Source organism: Stenotrophomonas sp. 59 (genome assembly GCF_030291095.1).
In the GTDB taxonomy this organism is placed as follows: domain Bacteria; phylum Pseudomonadota; class Gammaproteobacteria; order Xanthomonadales; family Xanthomonadaceae; genus Stenotrophomonas; species Stenotrophomonas maltophilia_Q.
The window spans coordinates 2,969,699-2,991,122 of record NZ_CP127408.1; the positions used below are offsets into that span (position 1 = coordinate 2,969,699).

Sequence of the window (21,424 nt, forward strand, 5' to 3'; positions counted from 1 at the left end):
GGCTCAGGCGCTACGGTAGTTGTCGACCATACGATAGCGTTTCGCGTACCAACCGAAGGCCAACGCCGCGACGAAGGCGAAACCGGCGAAGAAGAACATCAGGAATGCCGCCTCGCTCAGGCCCGTACTGGCAATCTTGTGGGTCACCGCGTCATTGCGCACGGCGGCATTGGACAGCAGCACCCACAGGTTGCCGATGGTGGTGGTCAGGTTCCAGAAACTCATCACCACGCCCTTCATCGCCTGCGGCGCCTGGCTGTAGGCGAACTCCAGGCCGGTGGCCGAGACCAGCACCTCACCGAAGGTCAGCAGCGCGTACGGCAGCATCTGCCAGAAGATCGACATGGCGTTGCCACCGTCCATCACCACCTGGATACCGCCGACCACGATCCAGGCCAGGCCGCTGAAGGCGATACCGGCGGTCATGCGGCGCAGCGCGGTCGGCTCGAAGCCGAAGCGGCGCAGGGCCGGGTACAGCACCAGGTTGTTGAACGGGATCAGGATCATCACCAGCAGCGGGTTCAGCGCCTGCATCTGCGAGGCGGTGAACCAGCTCGGCATCTGCATCTGCTGGCCCTGCAGGACCCAGGTCGAGGCCTTCTGGTCGAACAGCGAGAAGAACGGCGTGGTCAGGGCGAAGATCACCAGCACGCGCAGCACCGAGCGCACGCCCTCAACCGCTTCGGCCGGATGCTGGCCACGGGCGCGATCCAGCTGCAGCCAGGTGCCACCACCGATACCGGCCAGGATCGATACCAGCGCCAGGCACAGGCAGATGACGATGCCCAGCGAGCCCACCAGGCCGAACGACGCCACTGCCAGCACCAGGCCGAGCACCGCGATCACCAGGCCCGGACGGCCCTGGCCCGCCACGCGCGCGGTCAGCGCGGTGCGCACCACGTTGGCGAACGAATGCGGATCCTTCGGCGGCAGCGGCACCAGCACGTAGCGCTTGCGGCCCAGCCAGAACACGAAGGTGGCAACGAACATCAGGATGCCCGGAATACCGAACGCCCACTGCGGGCCCCAGTTCTTCAGCACCAGCGGGATCAGCAGCGAGGCGAACAGCGAGCCGAAGTTGATGATCCAGTAGAAGGCGTCGAACACGATCTTGGCCAGGTGCTTGTTGCTCTGGTCGAACTGGTCGCCCATGAACGAGGCCACCAGCGGCTTGATGCCACCGGCACCGAGCGCGATCAGGCCCAGGCCGAGGAAGAAGCCCTCGCGGCTGTTCTCGAACAGGGCAAGGCACAGGTGGCCGGCGCAGTAGACCAGGCTGAACCAGAGGATGGTGTGGTACTTGCCGAAGAACCTGTCGGCCAGCCAGCCACCGAGCAGCGGGAAGAAGTACACGCCGATCATGAAGCTGTGCATGATGTCCTTGGCTTCACCGGCACGGCCTTCCGCAGTGATTTCCTGCAGCAGCAGCGAGGTGATCAGGAACTGCACCAGGATGTTGCGCATCCCGTAGAAACTGAACCGCTCGCAGGCCTCATTGCCGATGATGTACGGGATCTGGCGCGGCATCTTTCCCTGGCCGGCGATGGGGGCAACTGCGTCGTGGCTCATCCTGTAAGGCAATCCTGCAAAGCGAAAGGCGCAAGGTTACCGGAACCGGGGCTTGCGAAGCACGCTGCAGGGCTGCATGACAACGGTGCCAATCCATGGCAGGCAGCGACACTACGTGCCGGAAGTCACGGCACCTGCACGACAAAAGCGTAAACTTATCGTTATGCGCCCCCTCGCCCACGCCCGTCTCCTGCTCGGAAGCCTCGTGCTGGTGCTGGCGTTGCACGCGCAGGCCCGGCCGCAGGTACCGGCCACTGCGACCGGTGACACCGGACCTCGCCAGCTGACCGTGGCCGCCCTGGAACTGCCCAGTCGCGATGACGCGCAATGGAAGCAGCGCCGCGAACAGGTGGCGCAGCTGCTCACCGAGCTGCAGCCTGACGTGATCTCGGTGCAGCAGGTACTGCAGCAGCAGGGCCGCAACCCGGCCTGCTGGCTGGCCAGCCGGCTGCGCTACAGCTGCGACTTCGTTACTGCCGACCCGCCCAGCCAGCCGCTGCGGCATGGCAATGCCATGCTGACCCGGCTGCCGGTCAGCGAGGACGGGGTCACCCTGCTGCACCCACCCGGCACCTTCAGTGCGGCCGGCATGATGCGGCTGAAGCTGGGCGAGGCGCTGGTCAACATCTATGTGGCGCGGCTGCGCCCGGACCCGGACGAGACCACCGCGCGCCAGCACCAGACCAGCGACCTGATGACCTGGATCGGCGCCACTGCCGAGGGCATGCCCAGCCTGATCGCCGGTGATTTCTCCGCCAACACCGTGGAGCTTGTACGCAGTACCCCCGGCTTCCAGCCGGCGCGGCGCAATCCCGGCGGCCGCGCCGAGGCCGCTGCGGCCAGCGGCGGCGGCGCCAGTGGTCACGGCCTGGACGTGCTGTTCCAGGTCAAGCACTTCGGCGGCATCCGCCAGCAGCCGATCCTGCTGCCCGCCGACGGCGATCTGCCCGGCCTGCGCCTGGGCGTGATGGCCACCCTGCGCCTGCAGGGTGATACGGCCACGACCGAATAGTCCCGCCTCCGGCCCCGGTGGGCACCGGTTGTGGGTGCCGACGGTGGGTGCCGACCTTGGTCGGCACATCCCTGCCGCGCGCGCAGATACCTCCGTGCCGACCAAGGTCGGCCCCCATCAGGTCCTACCCGACGTCCAGAATCCGGGAAACAAAAAAGGCCGGGGTTTCCCCCGGCCTCTTCGTTTCATCCCATTACGGCAATCAGGCGATCGCTTCCTGGTAACGGCGCTCGACTTCGTTCCAGTCGATGACGTTGAAGAACGCGCCGATGTATTCCGGACGGCGGTTCTGGTACTTCAGGTAGTACGCGTGTTCCCACACGTCCAGGCCCAGGATCGGCGTGTTGCCTTCCATCAGCGGGCTGTCCTGGTTGCCGGTGCTCTCGACCACGACCTTCTTGTCCGGGGTCACGCTCAGCCATGCCCAGCCGCTGCCGAAACGGGTCAGCGCGGCCTTGGTGAAGGCGTCCTTGAACTTGTCGAAACCGCCCAGGTCCTTGTCGATGGCCTTGGCCACGTCACCCACCGGGTTGCCGCCCGCGTTCGGCGCCATCACGGTCCAGAACAGCGAGTGGTTGGCATGGCCGCCACCGTTGTTGCGCACCGGGCCCTGCAGGTTCTCCGGCAGCGACTTGAGCTTCTTCACCAGTTCTTCGACCGGCAGGTCAGCGTACTCGGTGCCTTCCAGCGCCGCGTTGACGTTGTTGATGTAGGTCTGGTGATGCTTGGTGTGATGGATTTCCATCGTCGCCGCATCGATATGCGGTTCCAGCGCGTCGTAGGCGTAGGACAGCTTGGGCAGGGTGTAGGCCATGATGCATCTCCTGATTGCGAGGGCACCCGACGGTGTCGGGCGTTGCGCGGTGAATGATGGGGACAGACCGCCAGATTACCAAGGGGGATGTAAAGGAAATTGCGTCCTGCCAGTGAGCACGACGGCAATTGTTACGCAGCGGTGACGCACCGCGCTCCTCATGCACCGTGCAGCGCAGGAGCGCTACAGTGCCTGCCACCACCTCTGCCCGCCCCTGCCCATGCGCAACCCCCGGCTGCTGATCACCGCCATCGCCCTGCTGCTGCTCGGCCTGGTCGTCAACCATTTCATGCAGCGCCCACCGGCGCCGCAGTTCGCACCGGACCTGCAGGGCACACCCGCCGCGCGTGCGCCGGCCGCTGCCGGTGCAGACAATGACAGCGGCCTGCCCGCCTTCCTGCCCGCCGAAGCCCGGCAGACCATCGCCCTGATCCAGCGCGGCGGGCCGTTCCCGCACCGCCAGGACGGCAGCACCTTCGGCAACCGCGAACAACAGCTGCCGCAGCGCCCGCGCGGTTACTACCGCGAATACACCGTGGACACCCCCGGCGCACGCACCCGTGGCACGCGCCGCATCGTCACCGGCGGTGATCCGGCGGAGGCGTGGTACTACACCGACGACCACTACGAATCATTCCGCAGCTTCACCGTACCGGCCCAGGGAGCGCAGTGATGAGCCATGACGATTTCGGCCTCGGCCTGCATGACATCAACAACGCTGGCGTCTACGCCATCGACAGCGACGACATCAGCGCATTGGCCGCCGCGATGCGCGACGCCGGCCTGAAGGTGATCCGCATCGATCTGGAAGGCGTGGCCGACAAGCGCACCTTGCTGGCACGGCTGGCGGCGCAGCTGGATTTCCCGGCGGGCTTCGGCGGCAACTGGGATGCGCTGTCGGACAACCTGCGCGACCTGCAATGGCTGCCGGCCAACGGCTACGCACTGTTCCTGGCCGACGTGGATGCACTGCGTGCCGCCACCCAGAAGGACTTCGACACCCTGCTGGACGTGATGGATGAAGCCAGCCGCGACTGGGTCGGCCGCGATGTGCCGTTCTGGGTGTTCCTGTCGCAGAGTGCGTGACGGTAGCGCCGGGCCGCGCCCGGCGAGTGCGCATCGCTGCGTGCACACCACCGCCGGGCATGGCCCGGCGCTACCCGCAACGAATCGGTAGATCCACGCCACGCGTGGATGAGAGTTGACCCAGCATCGCCGCTAGCGGCTTCCGTTGTCTTCCTGCAGCTCTTTCTTGAACGGGATGTCCGGCGGCGGTCGTGCCACGGCCGGCTGGTCCTGCATGTTCGGATTGGTGAGGCCACAGCCACCACCCGCCTGCAGGATCGAGATCACACAGGAGATCTTCGTACCGGTGCCCGGCAACGGAATCTCCATCGACTTGATGCCCTTGCGCACCCATTCGGCCAGCAGTGATTCCTGCGGCACCCAGTACTTGTCGAACGAGGTCGGCGTGTAATCGTACGGCGGCCGCTTCAACCAGGTACCGGACTGCGCGATGCGCTCCTTGCTCCAGCCATCGTTGGCGCCACCGGGGGCGCCACGCTCGGCGTGCCCGTCACCCTGCTGCCCCGGCACGCGCACGCTGCCATCGGCATTGAACAGGCCATTGCCCTTGCCGGCGGTACTGGCCTGGCTTGCGCCGCTGCTGGCGCCGTCGTGGTTGCGGCTCGACGCGCCCCAGTCGTCGCCCTTGGCAGGCGTGGCCCAGTTGCCCGGGTTGGGAGCCGGACGCGCGCCGGCCTGGGCCGGTGTCGTGCTGGAGGCGGACGACCGTGGCGTACTGCTGCTGGCCTGGCTTGCAGTGCCGGCCGCAGGCGCCGCCGTTGCCGCTGGCGCGCTGCCGCTGGACGTTGAAGGCGCCGCCGCGGGTGCCGACGCAACTTCGCGCTCGCGCACCTGCAGGTCACGGCCCGCCGGCGCACGCACGGTCGGCTCACGCCCGGCCACAGCAGCCATCCGTACCTGCGGATCGACCACGGCCTGCACTTCGCGCTCGCGCACCTGCACGTCGCGCTGCGGCACACGGACCTGTACATCGGCCGTGCGCAGCGGCTGCGATACCGCCGGTGCATCAACGGTACTGACTTCGCGTTCCTGCACCGGAATGTCACGCAACTGCGGTGTCCGCACCGCGATCTGCGGTGCACGCAAGGTGGTTGGGGTGGGCGGTGCCTGCACCGGCTGCACGTTGCGCTCGCGCACCGACGGCGTGACGTCGCGCGGCACGATGCTGACCTCGGTGCGCGGCACGCTGACCGGTGGCACCACGAAATCCGTACTGGCCTCGGCCACTTCGGTGGCCTGCACCGGTGACGGTGGCGGTGCCGCGACCGGCGCTGGCTCGGATTCGGCGGGCGGCGGTGGCACGCTGGCCGTTGCAGCCGGAGCGGGAGCGGACGCAGCTGCCGACGCGGACGCAGGACGCGGCTCAGGCGCCGTTGCGGCCCCTGCGTTCTGGCCAGCTGCAACCTGGCCCGGCGGTGCAGCCGCCGCCGCGTCGGCACCCGGCTGATCGCCGCCGCCTTCCTGGGTGGCGCGACCGACGAACTCCACCTGCACGCGCTCGCCCTCGGCGCCTTCTTCTTCCGGTGCCGTGGTGCGGATCACTGCCACCCATAGCAGCAGCATGAAGAACAGCAGGTGCAGCAGCGCACTGGCCAATGCCGAGATCCAGCGCATCCAGCGCTGGTCGCGCGGCGCAGCATCCCAGTCCTGCCAGAACAGACGGCGCAGTGCTTGCCAGGGTGACAACCGGGGCAATTGCCCAGGCGGCCCTGGCAGCGGTCGTGGCAGCAGCACCGCGATCAACTCGCTGGCATGCAGCGGCCGCGGCAACGGACCGAGCGAGCGCAGCCACAGCGCCCAGCCATACGGCAGGCGCGTGGTTTTCTCAAGGACGGCCCTGGGCTGCTGGCGGGCCAGCAGCAGGTCGATGAATTGCTCGGCCCGGGTCAGAGGCACGCGTCAGCGATCAGGCGGCGTTGCCGCGAGGGATATACGGCGCGTGGCCACTGTCGTGGTCGGTCGCGTCGCGCACGGCGGTCACGCCCGGCACGCGGCCCATCAGGGTCTTTTCAATGCCCTGCTTGAGGGTCACGTCGGCCATGCCGCAGCCCTGGCAGCCACCACCGAAGCGCAGCAGCACCACGCCTTCGGCCGAGACTTCCTGCACGGCCACCTTGCCACCATGCGAGGCCAGCTGCGGATTGATTTCGTTTTCCACCACCCAGTGCACGCGCTCGACCAGCGAGGCGGCATCGCCGGGTGCTTCGCCCTTGATGCGCGGCGCCTTGATGGTCAGCTGCTGGGTACCGGCACTGCCGGCGACGATGTCGATCTCGGCGCCATCGAGCCAGCCGACGCTGCTGGCATCGACATACAGGGTGAAGCCATCGCAGTCCACCGCCCACTCGTCACCGAGCAGGTCGGCCGGCTCGGCGAACTCCAGCCGGGCGTCGGCGCGCGGAGTGCCAGGATCGACCGCGCTGAGACGCACGCCCATGCCGGGCACGCCCTCGCGTTCGATCAGCTTGCGGAAATGGGTCTGGGCAGTGTCGGAGATCTGGATCATCAGGCTATTCTAGCCAAGTAAGCGTCAGCCGCTCATTCGGTTTATACACCGTCCGGCGCATTGTTCAGTCAACACGAGGTGGAGATTCCCATGGCCGACCTGATTCCACTGGCCCAGGCCCGTTGCGTGCCGCGCAAAGGCAGCGACCACAAGCTGGGCGAGGCCCGCCTGGCCGAACTGCTGCCGCAGATTCCCGGCTGGGAGCTGAGCGAGGGCGGACAGGCCCTGACGCGCACCTTCCGCTTCAAGGATTACTACGCCACCATGGCCTTCGTGAACGCGCTGGCCTGGATTGCCCACCGCGAGGACCACCATCCGGACCTGGGCGTGCACTACGACCGCGCGGTCGTGCGCTTTTCCACCCACGACGTGGGCGGCCTGAGCGAGAACGACTTCATCTGCGCTGCAAAGACTTCGGCCCTGACGGAGCAACTGCCATGAACGTACGTTTGCTGAGCCTGTCCCTGATCGCTGCGACCGGCCTGGCCGGCTGTGGCCCGTCCGAGCCGCCGGCACCGCCACCGCCGCCGCCGACCGAAGTGGCTGCAGTGAAGACGCCGCCGCCGCAGTACCCGCTTGAGCTGGCGTGCATGGGCGTGGGCGGCACCAGCACCTTCAAGGTCACCATCGGCACCGACGGCAAGCCGAGCGACGTGGCCCTGTTGACCGGCGCCGGCAACCCGCAGCTGGACGAGCTGGCCAAGACCGCCGTGCAGGGCTGGCAGTTCAACGCGGCCACCCGCAACGGCCAGCCGGTGCCGGCCACCATCCAAGTGCCGGTCAGCTTCAACCCACCGCAGCCGAAGCCGGACCAGTGCTTCGCCATCGAAGAACGCCTGCGCCGCGGCGGCTGATCGCCCGCGCCCCGACGAGGCCAGCCGACGCCCGCCTCGCCCTCGCCGCCCCGGCCTTGCCCGGGGCGGCTGTCTGTTGACCAGGACCGCGTCGGTACATGCTGCAGATTCCCCCCGAAAACATCTGGATCGCGCTGGCGGTCACCCTTGCGGCCGGCCTCGCTACCGCCATCGGCAGCCTGCTGGTGCTGTTCTCGCGCCGCCCCAATCCGCGCCTGCTGGCGTTCGGCCTGGCCTTCGCCGGCGGCGCGATGGTCTATGTGTCGCTGTCGGAAATCCTCAACAAGTCGATCGCATCGTTCGCCCTGGCCTATGGCGAGCGCACCGGCTTCACCTACGGCACCCTGGCGTTCCTGCTGGGCGTGATCGTGATCGTGCTGATCGACCACTTCATTCCCAACCCGCATGACAGCCTGGACAAACAGGATCCTGCGTTCCGCGAGAACAGCCGCGAGTACCTGAAGCGGGTCGCACTGCTGACCTCGGTCGCGATCACCGCGCACAATTTCCCGGAAGGGCTGGCGACCTTCTTCGCCACCCTGGAAAGCCCGTCGGTGGGCATGCCGCTGGCCTTCGCCATCGCCATCCACAACATTCCCGAGGGCATCGCAATCGCGGTGCCGGTGTACTTCGCCACCCAGAACAAGTTCTATGCGTTCAGTGCCAGCCTGCTGTCCGGCCTGGCCGAGCCGGTGGGCGCGGCGCTGGGCTACTGGCTGCTGTCAGGATCGCTGTCGCACGCTACGTTTGGCTGGGTGTTCGGACTGATCGCCGGCGTGATGGTGTTCCTGGCGCTGGATGAGCTGCTGCCTGCGGCCAAGCGATATGCCAAGGGCCACGAAACCGTGTACGGCCTGGTGGCGGGCATGGGCACGCTGGCGATCAGCCTGGTGTTGTTCAAGTGGTGAAGGGGTTGCGGCCAACGGGCTGAGCCCCCTCGCGGCTGGCGGAGCGACATTCCGGGTTGGGCCGGGCGAGGTGGGTTTGCGGGGGACGCCGTAAACCCATCCTTGGGGGCTTGGGCGCGCCATCCATGGCGCTTACACCCCCGCAAACCCACCTCGCCCGGCCTCTGACAGGCTATAGGCGTGCCAGCCGCGCGATGAAAGAATGAAAAAGCGAAGCCCGCGCTGCGCGCGTGAGTCGAGCGTGGCTCGACTCTACAAGGGCCGCGTGCGGGTATGGGTCTACGCTGCGGCTGTCAGGTCCGCCTTGTAGCGAGCCGAGCACCGCAGGTCCGGCGAGGGCGAAGAGGCGCGGGTGTCTGAGCGCAGCGAGTTCCGCGCCGCCCCTCGGCGGACCGAGGAGCCCAGGGTACCGGCGCGCAGCGCCGGCTCGCGGATGGCGGCGTGTTTCTTTGGTTACTTTCTTGATGGCACACATCCATGTGCGCCACCCTGCGGGCCGGCTGCGCCGTTCCGCGTTGCTCCTGCAGCGCGGTGCACGAGCAAAGAAAGTGACAAGCCCACTCATCGCAGGGAAGCGACGGCGCCGACCAAGCACCCGGCGCCGCCGAACCGCCGTCAGCGCAGGCGGTCCAGCGCCTCGACCAGCTCATCCGCCAGCGGTGCGTTCAGCACATACGGGCTCTTGCCGTCGTCCAGCGCGAACTCCAGCGAGGCCGCGTGCAGGAACAGGCGCTTCAGCCCGATCTGCTCACGAAGCCGTTTGTTGACCGCAGGATCGCCGTATTTGTCGTCACCGGCCACCGGATGCCCCAGGTGCTGGGCATGCACGCGGATCTGGTGGGTACGGCCGGTCTCGATGCGTACCTCGCAGTAGGAATGGCCGCCGCGGCGCTCCAGCACCCGGAAGTGGCTGATCGATTCCTTGCCGATCGCGTTGACCTGCACGTGACGCTCGCCACCCTGGCGCAGGCCGACATGCAGCGGCGCATCGACCGTCATCACGCCGTCGGGCATGCGCCCGGCCAGCAGGGTCAGGTAGCGCTTGCGGATGCCGGCACCGTGGTCTTCACGCAGCAGGGCCTGCAGTTCGCTCAGCGCCGAGCGCTTCTTGGCCACGATCAGCAGGCCCGAGGTGTCGCGGTCCAGCCGGTGGACCAGCTCCAGGGTCTGCCCCGGGCGCAGCGCGCGCAGGGTCTCGATGGCGCCGAAGCTGATGCCGCTGCCACCGTGGCTGGCCACGCCGGTGGGCTTGTTCAGGGCCAGCAGGCGGGCGTCCTCGAAGACGATGGCCTGCTCCAGGCGGCGCATGAACGCCTCCGGAGGACCGGCCTTGTCTCCCTCTTCACTGAGACGGACCGGCGGCACACGCACCTCGTCACCCGCCTCCAGCTTGCGTTCGGCCTTGGCACGGCCGCCATTCACCCGTACCTGGCCGCTGCGCACCAGCTTGTAGACCAGGCTGCGCGGGGCGCCCTTCAGCTGGCCAAGCAGGAAGTTGTCCAGGCGCTGGCCGGCGCGGTCGGCGGGAACGGTGATCATGCGCACGGAAGGCTTGTCGCCAGCGGGTTTGGTCGGGTCTTGGGCGGTCATCAGGCTGTTTATTCTGTTACACTCGGGGGGCGAGATAAGGGATTGATTTCGTTGGAAGTTACTCAGGGCCAGAAGCCCAGCTTCCGACGAATCCGGCACAGTGCGCGACCACCGCCCGCGGGGCGGCCATGTTAGCGGCTCACCGGCCTTCCCGGCCATCGCCGGATGCCTGACACGCAACCGTGCTGAACATGTCCCGCGTGGCGCTCCAGCCTGGCTGACAGCTGCCTGCGGCCTGTAACACCCCAAAACCCATAAGAGTGAAGCGCTCCCGCGGCCTGCCGTGGTGTCGTAGCGCTGGAAACCCAAGCCGCCCTCCCCGCGCTTGCGCGAATGGGCGGCGAACCGTGTCCAGAGGCGAAACCCCATGGCGTTCCGCGCGGTAGCCGCTTGCGAGGAACGCAACAATGAAGCGAATGCTGATCAACGCCACGCAGGCTGAAGAGCTGCGTGTTGCCATCGTGGATGGCCAGTCGTTGTATGACATCGACATCGAACAGCCGTCGAAGGAACAGAAGAAGTCCAACATCTACAAGGGCCGGATCTTCCGCATCGAGCCCTCGCTGGAAGCGGCCTTCGTCGAATACGGTGGTGGCCGCCATGGCTTCCTGCCGCTGAAGGAAATCTCCCGCGACTACTTCCAGGCCGGTGTCGACCACAACAAGGCCGGCATCCGCGAACTGCTGAAGGAAGGCCAGGAGATCGTCGTCCAGGTCGACAAGGAAGAGCGTGGCAACAAGGGCGCCGCCCTGACCACGTTCATCTCGCTGGCCGGCCGCTACATGGTGCTGATGCCGAACTCGCCCAGCGCCGGCGGTGTCTCCCGTCGCATCGAGGGCGAAGACCGTGCCGCACTGAAGGACGCCCTGGACAAGCTGAACATCCCTGATGACATGGGCGTGATCATCCGTACCGCCGGCGTCGGCCGCGATGCGGAAGAGCTGCAGTGGGATCTGGACTATCTGCTCAACGTCTGGCGCGCCATCGCCGAGGCCGCGCTGAGCAAGCCGGCCCCGTTCCTGATCTACCAGGAATCGCGCCTGATCGTGCGCGCCCTGCGTGACTACCTGCGCGCCGACATCGGCGAGATCCTGGTGGACACCGAGGAGATGTACGAGCACGCCCGCGAGTTCATGCAGCAGGTGATGCCGCAGACCCTGCGCAAGCTCAAGCACTACAAGGACGACATCCCGCTGTTCAACCGGTTCCAGATCGAGTCGCAGATCGAAGGCGCCTACGAGCGCAACGTGCGCCTGCCGTCGGGCGGCTCGATCGTGGTCGACCAGACCGAAGCGCTGACCGCGGTCGACGTGAACTCCTCGCGCGCCACCAAGGGCAGCGACATCGAGGACACCGCGTTCCAGACCAACCTGGAAGCGGCCGAGGAAGTGGCCCGCCAGCTGCGCCTGCGTGACCTGGGCGGCCTGGTGGTGATCGACTTCATCGACATGGCCTCCAACAAGCACCAGCGTGAGGTCGAGAACCGCCTGGCCAACGCGCTGAAGTACGACCGCGCGCGCGTCCAGGTCGGCCGCATCTCGCGCTTCGGCCTGCTGGAAATGAGCCGCCAGCGCCTGCGCCCGAGCCTGGGTGAATCCAGCCAGATCGTCTGCCCGCGTTGTGACGGCCACGGCCGCATGCGCAGCGTCGAATCGCTGTCGCTGTCGATCATCCGCGTGGCTGAAGAGCATGCGATGAAGGAGAACACCGGGCAGGTGCTGGTGCAGGCCCCGGTGGAGATCGCCAATTACCTGCTGAACGAGAAGCGCAGCGCCCTGCGCGAGATCGAGCAGCGCCACGAGGCGCCGATCGTGATCGTCGCCGACGAGCAGCTGCACACCCCGCACTACACCGTCACCCGCCTGCGCGAGAACGAGCTGGGTGAAGAGAGCAACAAGCCCAGCTACCAGCGCGGCACCCCGCGCAAGCTGCCGGTGCACGCGCTGACCAAGGGCCAGCTGAACATCCCGCCGCCGGCGGTGACCCAGGTCAAGCACACCTCCCCAGCCCCGGTGCGCGAGGAAGTGGAACCGGCCGCAGTGGCCCCGGCTCCGGTCGCTGCAGCGCCTGTTGCGCCGGCCCCGGCGGGCGGCGTGATCGGTTGGCTCAAGCGCGTGTTCGGTGGCGAACCGGCGCCGGCACCGGCACCGGCGGCTCCGGCCGCCCGCCAGCAGCAGGATGGCGGCCGCAAGGATCGCAACAAGGATCGCAACAAGGACCGCAAGGACCGTCGCGACGAAAACCGTGGCAACGGTGGCAACGGCAACGCGCAGCAGCAGAAGGATGGCGGCAACCGCAAGGACCGTGGTGAGCAGCGCAACAAGGACGGCCGCAACGGCAACAACGGCAATGCCCAGCAGCAGCCGCAGCAGGGCAAGCAGAAGGAACCGCAGCAGAAGGATGGCCAGCAGCAGCCGCAGCAGCAGAACAAGCCGCGCAACGAGCAGCAGGGCCAGAACCAGAACCAGAACCAGAACCAGCAGCAGCCGAAGCTGAAGCAGCCCAAGCAGCCGCGTCCGCAGCAGCAGGACGGTGACAAGCCGGCCGAGAAGCCGCAGCGCAACGCCGCCGATGCACCGGCCGAAGCCGTGACCGCGGCAGCAGCCGTGGCCGCCACCGCCGTCGCCGCCAATGTGGTGACCGCGCAGGAAGCTACTGCCCCGGTTGCGCCGCTGGCCGCCGCTCCGGTGGACGCCGCAGCACCGGTCGAGACCGCTGCCAACGCTGCCAGCGAGGCCGAGGTGATTGCGGTTGCCGGTGAAGAGGCTGCAACCGACGCCAATGGCGAGCAGGCAGGCGAAGGCGCGACCCGCCGTCGCCGTGGCCGTCGTGGTGGCCGTCGTCGTCGTCGCGGTGGCGCCGAGAACGCCGCCGGCAACGATTCCCTGGGTGATGACCAGGACGATGGTGATGACGGTGATGACGCCGATGGCGCCGAGCCGAACATCGACAGCACTGCCGGCACTGCGCCGGTCGCTGCTGCACAGCCGGCCCGTTCGCAACCGGAGTTCGACTTCGATGACGAAGCCGAGCCGGTCGCTGTCGAAGCCGAGAAGCCGGCCCGCGCTGCCGCCGCTGTTGTCGCCGCGCCGGTCGCGGTGGTGAGCAGCGCCGTGGTCGAGGCTACCGCACCGATCACCGCCGAAGTGCCGGCGCCGGTCGAAACCGCAGCGAAGGCAGAGCCGGTGTCCTCGCCGGTGCAGACCAGCATGCTCGACGCCATCGATGCAGCAACCCCGGCGCAGCCGGTGGCCGCTGCTGCTCCGGCGGTCGAAGCAAAGCCGGTCGCGGTTGAAGCAGCCCCGGTGATTGAGGTTGGCCCGGTGATCGAAGCGAAGCCGGCGGCAGTCGAGGCTGCACCGGTGGCTGAAGCCAGGCCCGCCGTTACCGAGGTTGCTCCGGTGGTTGAAGCCAAGCCGGAGATCGTTGAAGCCGCCCCGGTAGTCGAAGCCCAGCCGCTAGTTGCCGTTGAGGTCGCTCCGGTGGTTGAAGCGAAGCCGGTCGTGGAGCCCGTCGTGGTCGCCGAACAGCCGGTCGCCCCGGTAGTGGTGGAAGCCGCTCCGGTCGAAGCCGCTGCCCCGGTCGCCGAAGCGGTGGTGACGCCGTCGATCGATCCGGTCGCCGATGGCCACACCGACGCTGCCGCCCAGGCCGCCGAAGCCAAGGCCGACGAAGAAGATGAAGAGGCCGCCAAGCGCACGCCGCCGGCGAACTGATCATTCTTTGATCGCGTGAAACGAAACGGCGGGGATCGATGATCCCCGCCGTTTCTGTTTGTGCCGCGCCGTGGTGGTTGCCGACCTTGGTCGGCGGCGTTGATTCAACGCACGCGGATACGTCCGTGCAAACCAAGGCTGGCACCTACCAATGCAGGGACACGGACGCCGCCGGCAGCACGGGCACCGCAGTGGCGGTTGCCGACCTTGGTCGGTGCCGTTGTTCGCGCCAACCAGGGTTGGCACCTGCCGAAGCAGGTGTGCTCAGGGTTTCGGCGCGAACTGCAGGCGGGTCCACACGCCGTAGTGGTCCGAGGCCCAGCGACCGCTGTCGTCGGGCTGGTCGAACAGGATCTTCGCCTCGCGCGCAACCATCTCGTCCTGCTGGAAGAAGATGTGGTCGATCCGTGAGGGCGCCTGGTAATAGTGGCGGTTGAGCGTACTGACCCCGGCAAGGTCGGTGTTCACGTGCACGCTGCCGTAGCTGTCGCCGTAGTGGCTGCGCAGCTCGCTCAGGTCGCCGGCATCCACCAGTGCATTGAAGTCGCCAGCAATCACCACTGGTGCACCGGCCGACGTTGCAGCGATGAAGCGCAGCAGGTCCTCGACCTGGCTGCGGCGGATGCGTTGCCCGTTCTCGTCACTGCGCTCGTTGAGATGCGTGGCGTAGACATTCACCGGCGTACCGTCGACGTCGATGCGCAGGTGGGCAACCGTGCGGTAGTCATCCAACGGCTGCAGCAGATGATCGCCGTGGGCAAGAATCGGCCGCCGGGTCAGCAATGCATTGCCGTAGCGTTTGGGCGCGCCGACCGGATCGGTGGACACGAACACGTACTTGTAGCCGAGTTGGTTGGCCAGCCATTGCGCCTGGTTTCGCACGTTGCGGCGCTGGATCACCTCCTGCAGGGCAACCGCATCCGGCTGCAGGCGCTTGAGCTCGGCCAGGATGGTGCGGCGGCGGCTTGGCCAGTCCTCGCGGTCATGATGCAGGTTGAAGGTGACCATGCTCATGCCTGGCGCGGTGGCAACGTCAGCCGCTGCCGCGGCGGCCGGCTCGGCCGCCATCACCGCGCCCGGCAATGCCAATGCAATTGCCAGCCCCAGGGCACGCACGGTCGTGCGCACCCTTGCCCCCTGCTGCTTCATCGTTACTGCCCCTTGCGCTCGGCGCGGCGCACCGCGCTCGGTACATCGATCTCGACCCGCGCCGGCAGCTGGTGCACGTGCAGTTCCCTGTTGACCCATTCGGCCGCTTCACCGTTGATGGTCGCCTCGCCCGGATCACCGGCGTACGGCCACGGCAACACCACGCCACCGACCGGTGGCAGCAGGCCCGGCTGTACCTCCAGCACCAGCTGCTTGTCGCTGCGCTGCAGGCGGTAGTTGAGCTGGCCCTGCGGCGTGCGCAGGCCCTGAACGGCGATGCCCTCGCCCTGCAGCCACGCGCTCGGCACGCCAGCGGCCAGCACCAGCGCATCGTCCATGTCGCGGTTGTAAGCGAACATGTCCAGCGCCGAACGCACGAAATCCGAGGCCACCCACGCGTGCGGCAGGTCACCGACGAAGAACGGCTTGCGCGGGGTGCGCGAGACCACTTCGGCCCACTGGTTCCAGGCCTGCGGCGCACGGTCCTTGAAGAAGAATTCGGTGGCCTGCCAGGCGCGGTCACGCCAGCCCAGGCGCACGAACGCCGCCACGTTGCGCCACTCGTACGGGGTGTAGTCCTTCCACTCCCGCTTGCCATCGCGACGGGCCACGAACTCCTTCCAGTAGCGCTCGAAGGTCGCCTCCAGCGCCTGCTGCGGCAGTCGGCCCTGCTCGCCGCCCGGCGCCAGTGCGATGGTGGTCGAGGTCGCATCGAAATCGCCCAGCTCGGCCGAGCCCGGCAGGTAGTCGATCTTGTGCTGCTGCATCGCCGACAGCAGCGAAGCCTGCAGGTCACCACGGAACTGGTCACGCGATTCAGCGATCTGCATCGCCTCGACCTTGCCCAGCTGGGTCGCAAGCAGCGCCGCATCCTTGTAGCCGCGCAGCGCCCAGAAGTTGTCCCAGTACGAATGCATCGGCTTGGCCGAATAGCCTTCGTGGCTGATCGAGGCCGGCATCATCCCGTAGAAGGCCGGGTTGCGCGCGCGGTTCTCTTCGGTGCGCTCGCTGGCGCGCAGCTGCTCCATGTAGGTGTAAGCGCCCTGCACGTGCGGCCACATCAGCTCGGTGAAAGTGCTGTCGCCGGTATAGCGCCCGTACTCGGCGATGCTGTAGATCAGCTCACCGTGGCTGTCGTTCTCCGGCACCGGGTCGCTGCCGCGCGCGTCGACGCAGCACGGTACCTTGCCGTTCTCGAACTGGTACGGCGCATACCAGTTGATGTAGTCACGCACCGCATCGCTGCGCCCCATGCGCAGCAGGCCCTCGGAAATCATCGCGCCATCGCGGATCCAGCTGCGGGCATAGGAACGCGTGCCCGGCTGCAGGCGCGGCCCGACGCGCGAGATCAGCATGTGCGCGACTGCCGTGCGCAGGGTGTCGACCAGCGGCTGGCCCGCAGCGGGTACCTGCAGCGAGACCACGCCCAGCTTCTGCCGCCACTGCTCGGCCACCTGCGCCTGCGCCTTGGCCACGTCCAGCGCCTTCGGCGCCCAGCCACCGGTCTGCGGCAGTACCACCGCTACCTCGCGGCTCTGGCCGGGCTCGAGCTTGATCGTGTAGATCAACGCGCCCGACGCCATGCCGGTGCTGTCCTTCACTGCGGTGGCCGCCGGGTACTTGCCGTCCGCCAGATGCATCGCATCGAGCTTGCCATCGAACGTGCTGGCAAAGCGCGCATCCGGAACCTGCAGCGGGTAGATGCGCGGCTCACCGTTGACCCTCACCAGCTGCTCGCCGACATCCAGTGCATCGATGCGGCTGAAGCCACCGACGGTATTGAGGAACTGCGTGGGCGGATTGACCTGCCACGGCCGGATCGCCAGTGCCAGGGTGTATTCGTGCGCCACCTTGTCCGGATTGCTCAGCCGGTAGCGGCCGATCAGCTGCGCACGCTCCGGCGTTCCCTGCACGAAACCGGTCACCGCCAGGCCGGCCTTTTCATGCACCCAATCGACATTGGCGATCGGCAGGTAGTGATCCTGCAGCGACTGGGTGATCGCGACCTTTGACCAGTCCAGCAGCTTGCCATCGAGGCGGATGAACGGCTCGATGCTGAAGCTGCCCTTGGCCGGCTCCAACGCGCCATCCTCGCTGATCAGCGCCTGTTCCTGGCCGCCATCAAGGCCGAGCAGGGTCCAGTACGGCTGTTCGCCCACATAGGCACGCGGCAGCGAGCCACGCGGCAGATCGGCGGCCACCGAGGACAGGAAGGCATTGGGCGTGGCCGCGAACGCCAGCGGCTTCAGTGCGATGTCACGGATGCCGTAGCGCCAGTTCGGGCCATCCTGCAGATCGAAGCGCACGTAGCGTGCATCGGTATCCGGCAGCGCCAGCCAGTCACGGCCACCCGCGCCACTGGTCACCTCGCGCACGGTGCGCCAGTCGCGGCCATCTTCCGAGGTACGCACGGTATAGCGGCGCGCTTCCAGGTTCGGCAGCCAGTCGATCACCGCACCGCCGATCTCGCGGCTCTTGTGCAGGTCCAGGCTGATGGTCTGCTGCTTGACGCCACCGCTGATCCAGAACGTATCGCTCTTGCCATCGATCATGCGGTCCTGCAGCGCGGTGGCGGTATCGGCGATCACCGACGGCACCAGCGCCGAATCATCCTGCGGCGGCAGGCCCTGCAGGGTCAGCTTGTCGAAGCACACCGTGCCGCGGCCGCCGACCTTGCTGTAGATGGTGAATTCAACCGCGGCGCTGCGTGCCATCTCCTTCTCGGGCGACGGCCCCCATGCCTTGTCGATCTGCCGACGCCGGTACTCGACCGGCGTCCACGCCTTGGGGAAGCTGTAACCGGGCCGGTTGACCCACCAGACGTTGTCGCCGCTGGCATCGATCAGCTTGAACTGCAGGTCGTTGCCCGGTGAATCACCGCGCAGCTGGAAGCCGAAGCGGTAATTGACCGGGTACTCGACGTTCAGCGCGCGACGGATGCCAACATAGCCGGAGACATCGTGGAAATCGTAGTCCAGGCACAGCGCGCGGCCACCGCCGGCGCCGCTGACCGGACGCAGCGAACCGCTGACCTGGTCGGACAGCACCAGCTTCCAGGCCGCGATGTCGTCGAAGTCGTCCAGCACCTTCGGTGCCGGCAGCGCCGGAGGTGCGGCGATCGCCAGGGAGGTCCACAACAGGCCCAGTCCAACGGCGATCGCTCGCTTCATCCCTTGACGCTCCCCAGCAACAGACCTTGGATGTAGTACCGCTGCAGCACCAGGAACAGCGCCAGCACCGGGACCACGGTGACCACCGCGCCGGCCATCATCATTTCCACGTCCATGATGTGCTCGCGCGAGAGGGTGGCCAGCGCCACCGGCAAAGTGTAGTGCTCCTGGTCGGTCAGCACGATCAACGGCCACATGAAATCGTTCCATGCCCCCATGAAGGTGAAGATCGCCAGGGTCACCAGCACCGGCTTGAGCATCGGCAGCACGATCTGGAAGAAAATGCGCAGCTCCCCTGCCCCGTCGATGCGTGCCGCCTCCAGCAGTTCGTCCGGAATCGAACGCGCGTACTGGCGCACCAGGAAGATGCCGAACACGCTGGCCAGCGCCGGCACGATCACGCCGCCGAAGCTGTTGACCAGCCCCAGCTGCTTCATCAGCAGGAACAGCGGCAGCATGGCCACCTGCGCTGGAATCACCAGTGCCGCCATCAGCACCTGGAACAGGCGCTCGCGGCCGACGAAGTTCAGCTTGGCGAACGCATAGCCGGCCATGGTGTTGAGCAGCAGCGAACCGACCGTGATGCCGAGCGACACCAGCAGGCTGTTGGCGAAGTTGCCGCCCATGCCGGTGCGCGCGAACAGCTCATGGTAGTTGTGCGTGGTGACGCTGGAAGGCAGCAGCGGTGGCGGGAAATGGCTGGCCTCGCCCTGCGGCATGAACGAGACCGACACCATCCACAGCAGCGGCGCCAGGCTGACCAGGGCCAGCACCAGCAACGCGCCATTGATCATCCACGGGTACCAGCGCGACTGGCCGATTTCACGACTCATACCAACTGCCTCTTGCGGCCGAAACGCAGCATCACGGTGGTCACCGCCAGGATGATCAGGAACAGCAGGAACGCCACAGCCGAGGCGCGTCCCAGGTTCCACCACTTGAAGCCTTCCTCGAACATGAAATACAGCACGCTGACGGTGCTCTGCAGTGGGTCGCCGCGGGTCATCACGTACGGTTCGGCGAACAGCTGGAAGTAGCCGGACACGGTAATCACCCCGACCACCAGCAGCACCGGGCCGAGCATCGGCAGGGTGATGTGCAGGAACTGCTTCCAGCGCGAGGCGCCATCGATGCGCGCGGCCTCGTACAGGTCATGCGGGATCGCCTGCAGGCCGGCCAGGAAGATCACCATGTTGTAGCCGAAGTTCTTCCATACCGCGAACAGCATGATGGTCGGCATCGCCCAGTTGGGATCACCCAGCCAGTCGATCGGGCTGATGCCCAGATGACCCAGCCCGTAGTTCACCAGGCCGTAGCTGGTATGGAACAGGTAGCGCCAGATCACCGCCACCGCCACCAGCGTGGTCACCACCGGGGCGAACAGCGCAGTGCGGAACAGCGCCTTGAAGCGCGCCGCCGGTGCGTTGAGCAGCATCGCCGCGCCCAGCGACACGCCGATCGATAACGGCACGCCGATCAGCACGAAGTAGGTGGTATTCCACAGCGACTTCCAGAACATCGGCGTCTGCAGCAGGTCGATGTAGTTGCCCAGCCCGACAAAGCGCAGGTTGCTGCTGTCGGCCAGCGCATACAGGTCGAAGTCGGTCACGCTCAGCGCCAGCGCCGAGGCCACCGGCAGGCCGAAGAACACGCCCAGCACGATCAGCGAGGGGCCGGCGAAGATCCAGCCGGCAAGCGAAGTACGTTTCATTGCGCGCTCCCGGCGGCGACGGCGCTGCTGGATCGCGGCGACGGCACGCGCTGCTGCAGGCGTTGTTGTTCATGCATCCAGCGGCGCTTGGCCAGCACCTTGTCCACGCGCTGGTCGAGCTCTTCCACGGCCTTGTCCTGTGGCAGGCCACCGCGCACCACCTTCTCGGTGACGATGCGCATTTCCTGCACGATGCGCTCCCATTCGAGCACCTTCGGCGTCGGCTTGACCCGCTCCAGCTGGTCACGGAACGCTGCGGCCAGTGGATCGTTGGCCAGCGACGGCGCGCTCCAGGTGCTGCGACGTGGCGGCAGGTCGCCGATGATCGAATGGAAACGTGCCTGGATCTGCGGGCGCGACAGGAACTCGATCAGCTTCCACGACGCTTCCTTCTGCTGCGACTTGCGGAAGATCACCAGGCTGGTGCCTCCGGCGATGCCGGCACCCGGGCCGTCCGGCCCCGGCAGCGCGGCCGTGCCCCACTGCCCTTCCAGTTCCTTGGGCTGCAGCTTCTTGAACTCGCGGATGTTCCAGGGGCCGGAGATGTAGAACACATTGAAGCCACGGAAGAACTCGTCCCAGACGTTGGAGATCTGCGTCTCGGACATCTTCGGCGCCCAGCCCTGCTCGAACATGTTGGCGTAGAAGGCCAGCGTGCGGCGGAAGCCCGGGCTGGCGAAGTTGCCGCGGGTGTCGTCTTCGCGCAGCAGCGGGTCGGGCTGCTGCAGCGCCAGCGACAGCTGCTGCTCGAACTCGTTGATCGGCATCAGCACCGCATAGCGGTTCGGGCCCTGCATGCGCTTGATCGCCGCCATCTGCTCGTCCCATTCCTGCCACGTGCGCGGCGGGTGGTCGTAGCCGGCCTTGGCCAGCAGGTCCTTGCGGTAGTAGATCAGGCGCGTATCGACATACCACGGCACGCCGACCAGCTCGCCGTGGATCACGTTGGTATCCCAGATGCCCTGGAAATAATCCTTCTCATCGACCACGGCCGAATGATCGACGAACGGCTGCAACGGGGTCAGCGCATCGAGCTCGGCAAACTCCGGTACCCAGGTGTTGCCGAGCTGGCAGACATCCGGCAGGCCATCGGCGGCGAACGCGGTCAGCAGCTTCTCGTGCGCGGCGGTCCACGGGATGTTCTGCACGTCCACCTTGATGCCGGGGTTTTCGGCTTCGAACTCATGGATCAGCTCGCTGACCACCTCGGCTTCGCGGCCCATCGCCCAGAAGCGCACGGTGGTGGTGCCCGGTTCGGTGCGGGCGCAGCCGGCCACGGCCAGTGCGGCCAGGGCAGGCAGCGCCCAGCGGCGCAGGCGGTCGATCCAGTTCGGCATCG

The 21,424-nt window shown here is 67.1% G+C and carries 17 protein-coding genes; 7 read left to right on the plus strand and 10 right to left on the minus strand.

All coding sequences use genetic code 11. The features are described 5' to 3' along the window. Positions 1–3: 3 nt before the first annotated feature. Positions 4–1,569 (minus strand): oligopeptide:H+ symporter, encoded by a 1,566-nt coding sequence (locus tag QP552_RS13830; protein ID WP_286073886.1) that lies wholly within the window; start codon positions 1,567–1,569, stop codon positions 4–6. A gap of 163 nt (positions 1,570–1,732) precedes the next feature. On the opposite strand from QP552_RS13830, the gene QP552_RS13835 reads away from it, so the two are divergent. Further along, positions 1,733–2,581 (plus strand): endonuclease/exonuclease/phosphatase family protein, encoded by an 849-nt coding sequence (locus QP552_RS13835; protein WP_106550978.1) that lies wholly within the window; start codon positions 1,733–1,735, stop codon positions 2,579–2,581. A 202-nt stretch (positions 2,582–2,783) separates the two neighbouring features. Here QP552_RS13835 and QP552_RS13840 read toward each other — a convergent pair whose 3' ends face one another. Continuing rightward, positions 2,784–3,395 (minus strand): superoxide dismutase, encoded by a 612-nt coding sequence (locus QP552_RS13840; protein WP_005410310.1) that lies wholly within the window; start codon positions 3,393–3,395, stop codon positions 2,784–2,786. 220 nt (positions 3,396–3,615) lie between these two features. Here QP552_RS13840 and QP552_RS13845 point away from each other — a divergent pair, with 220 nt between their 5' ends. Next, the gene (locus QP552_RS13845; protein ID WP_106550989.1) at positions 3,616–4,068 is read left to right on the plus strand and encodes a ribonuclease domain-containing protein; all 453 of its coding nucleotides are present in this window, start codon (positions 3,616–3,618) and stop codon (positions 4,066–4,068) included. Further along, a complete protein-coding gene (locus tag QP552_RS13850) occupies positions 4,068–4,481 on the plus strand; it encodes a barstar family protein (RefSeq protein ID WP_049429109.1) in 414 nt (137 codons plus the stop codon). Before QP552_RS13845 ends, QP552_RS13850 begins: the two co-directional genes overlap by 1 nt. A gap of 132 nt (positions 4,482–4,613) precedes the next feature. On the opposite strand, the gene QP552_RS13855 is transcribed toward QP552_RS13850, so the two are convergent. Together QP552_RS13855 and QP552_RS13860 are read right to left on the minus strand one after the other, a co-directional pair. Next, positions 4,614–6,377: a hypothetical protein gene (locus QP552_RS13855; protein ID WP_286073887.1), complete on the minus strand. Its 1,764-nt coding sequence runs from the start codon at positions 6,375–6,377 to the stop codon at positions 4,614–4,616. Positions 6,378–6,387: 10 nt separating this feature from the next. Next, positions 6,388–6,987, minus strand: a complete 600-nt coding sequence (locus QP552_RS13860; RefSeq protein ID WP_049429107.1) for an NfuA family Fe-S biogenesis protein — start codon at positions 6,985–6,987, stop codon at positions 6,388–6,390. A 90-nt stretch (positions 6,988–7,077) separates the two neighbouring features. On the opposite strand from QP552_RS13860, the gene QP552_RS13865 reads away from it, so the two are divergent. The 3 genes from QP552_RS13865 (at position 7,078) to zupT (ending at position 8,749) form a co-directional block, all read left to right on the plus strand. Then, positions 7,078–7,428, plus strand: a complete 351-nt coding sequence (locus tag QP552_RS13865; protein ID WP_005410315.1) for a 4a-hydroxytetrahydrobiopterin dehydratase — start codon at positions 7,078–7,080, stop codon at positions 7,426–7,428. Continuing rightward, positions 7,425–7,841, plus strand: a complete 417-nt coding sequence (locus QP552_RS13870; protein WP_106550976.1) for an energy transducer TonB — start codon at positions 7,425–7,427, stop codon at positions 7,839–7,841. The genes QP552_RS13865 and QP552_RS13870 overlap by 4 nt, the downstream gene beginning before the upstream one ends. 98 nt (positions 7,842–7,939) lie before the next feature. Further along, positions 7,940–8,749, plus strand: a complete 810-nt coding sequence (zupT, locus tag QP552_RS13875) for a zinc transporter ZupT (RefSeq protein WP_010486740.1) — start codon at positions 7,940–7,942, stop codon at positions 8,747–8,749. Between the two features lie 615 nt (positions 8,750–9,364). On the opposite strand, the gene QP552_RS13880 is transcribed toward zupT, so the two are convergent. Beyond that, on the minus strand, positions 9,365–10,339 hold the full coding sequence (locus QP552_RS13880; RefSeq protein ID WP_049433696.1) for an RluA family pseudouridine synthase: 975 nt from the start codon (positions 10,337–10,339) through the stop codon (positions 9,365–9,367). Positions 10,340–10,746: 407 nt separating this feature from the next. Between QP552_RS13880 and QP552_RS13885 the strand changes: the two genes are divergently transcribed. Then, positions 10,747–14,055 (plus strand): Rne/Rng family ribonuclease, encoded by a 3,309-nt coding sequence (locus tag QP552_RS13885; RefSeq protein ID WP_286073888.1) that lies wholly within the window; start codon positions 10,747–10,749, stop codon positions 14,053–14,055. A gap of 264 nt (positions 14,056–14,319) precedes the next feature. On the opposite strand, the gene QP552_RS13890 is transcribed toward QP552_RS13885, so the two are convergent. From QP552_RS13890 to QP552_RS13910, 5 genes are read right to left on the minus strand one after another with little or no spacing between them, the layout of a single operon-like run. Beyond that, entirely contained in the window at positions 14,320–15,204 is an 885-nt protein-coding gene (locus QP552_RS13890; protein WP_286073889.1) for an endonuclease/exonuclease/phosphatase family protein, read from the minus strand. A gap of 2 nt (positions 15,205–15,206) precedes the next feature. Next, complete coding sequence (locus QP552_RS13895; RefSeq protein WP_286073890.1) at positions 15,207–18,374, minus strand: discoidin domain-containing protein; 3,168 nt, start codon at positions 18,372–18,374, stop codon at positions 15,207–15,209. Continuing rightward, positions 18,371–19,207 (minus strand): carbohydrate ABC transporter permease, encoded by an 837-nt coding sequence (locus QP552_RS13900; RefSeq protein WP_049430599.1) that lies wholly within the window; start codon positions 19,205–19,207, stop codon positions 18,371–18,373. Before QP552_RS13900 ends, QP552_RS13895 begins: the two co-directional genes overlap by 4 nt. Continuing rightward, the gene (locus tag QP552_RS13905) at positions 19,204–20,085 is read right to left on the minus strand and encodes a sugar ABC transporter permease (protein WP_005410323.1); all 882 of its coding nucleotides are present in this window, start codon (positions 20,083–20,085) and stop codon (positions 19,204–19,206) included. The genes QP552_RS13900 and QP552_RS13905 overlap by 4 nt, the downstream gene beginning before the upstream one ends. After that, a complete protein-coding gene (locus tag QP552_RS13910) occupies positions 20,082–21,422 on the minus strand; it encodes a sugar ABC transporter substrate-binding protein (RefSeq protein WP_286073891.1) in 1,341 nt (446 codons plus the stop codon). The genes QP552_RS13905 and QP552_RS13910 overlap by 4 nt, the downstream gene beginning before the upstream one ends. Between the last annotated feature and the right edge of the window lie 2 nt (positions 21,423–21,424).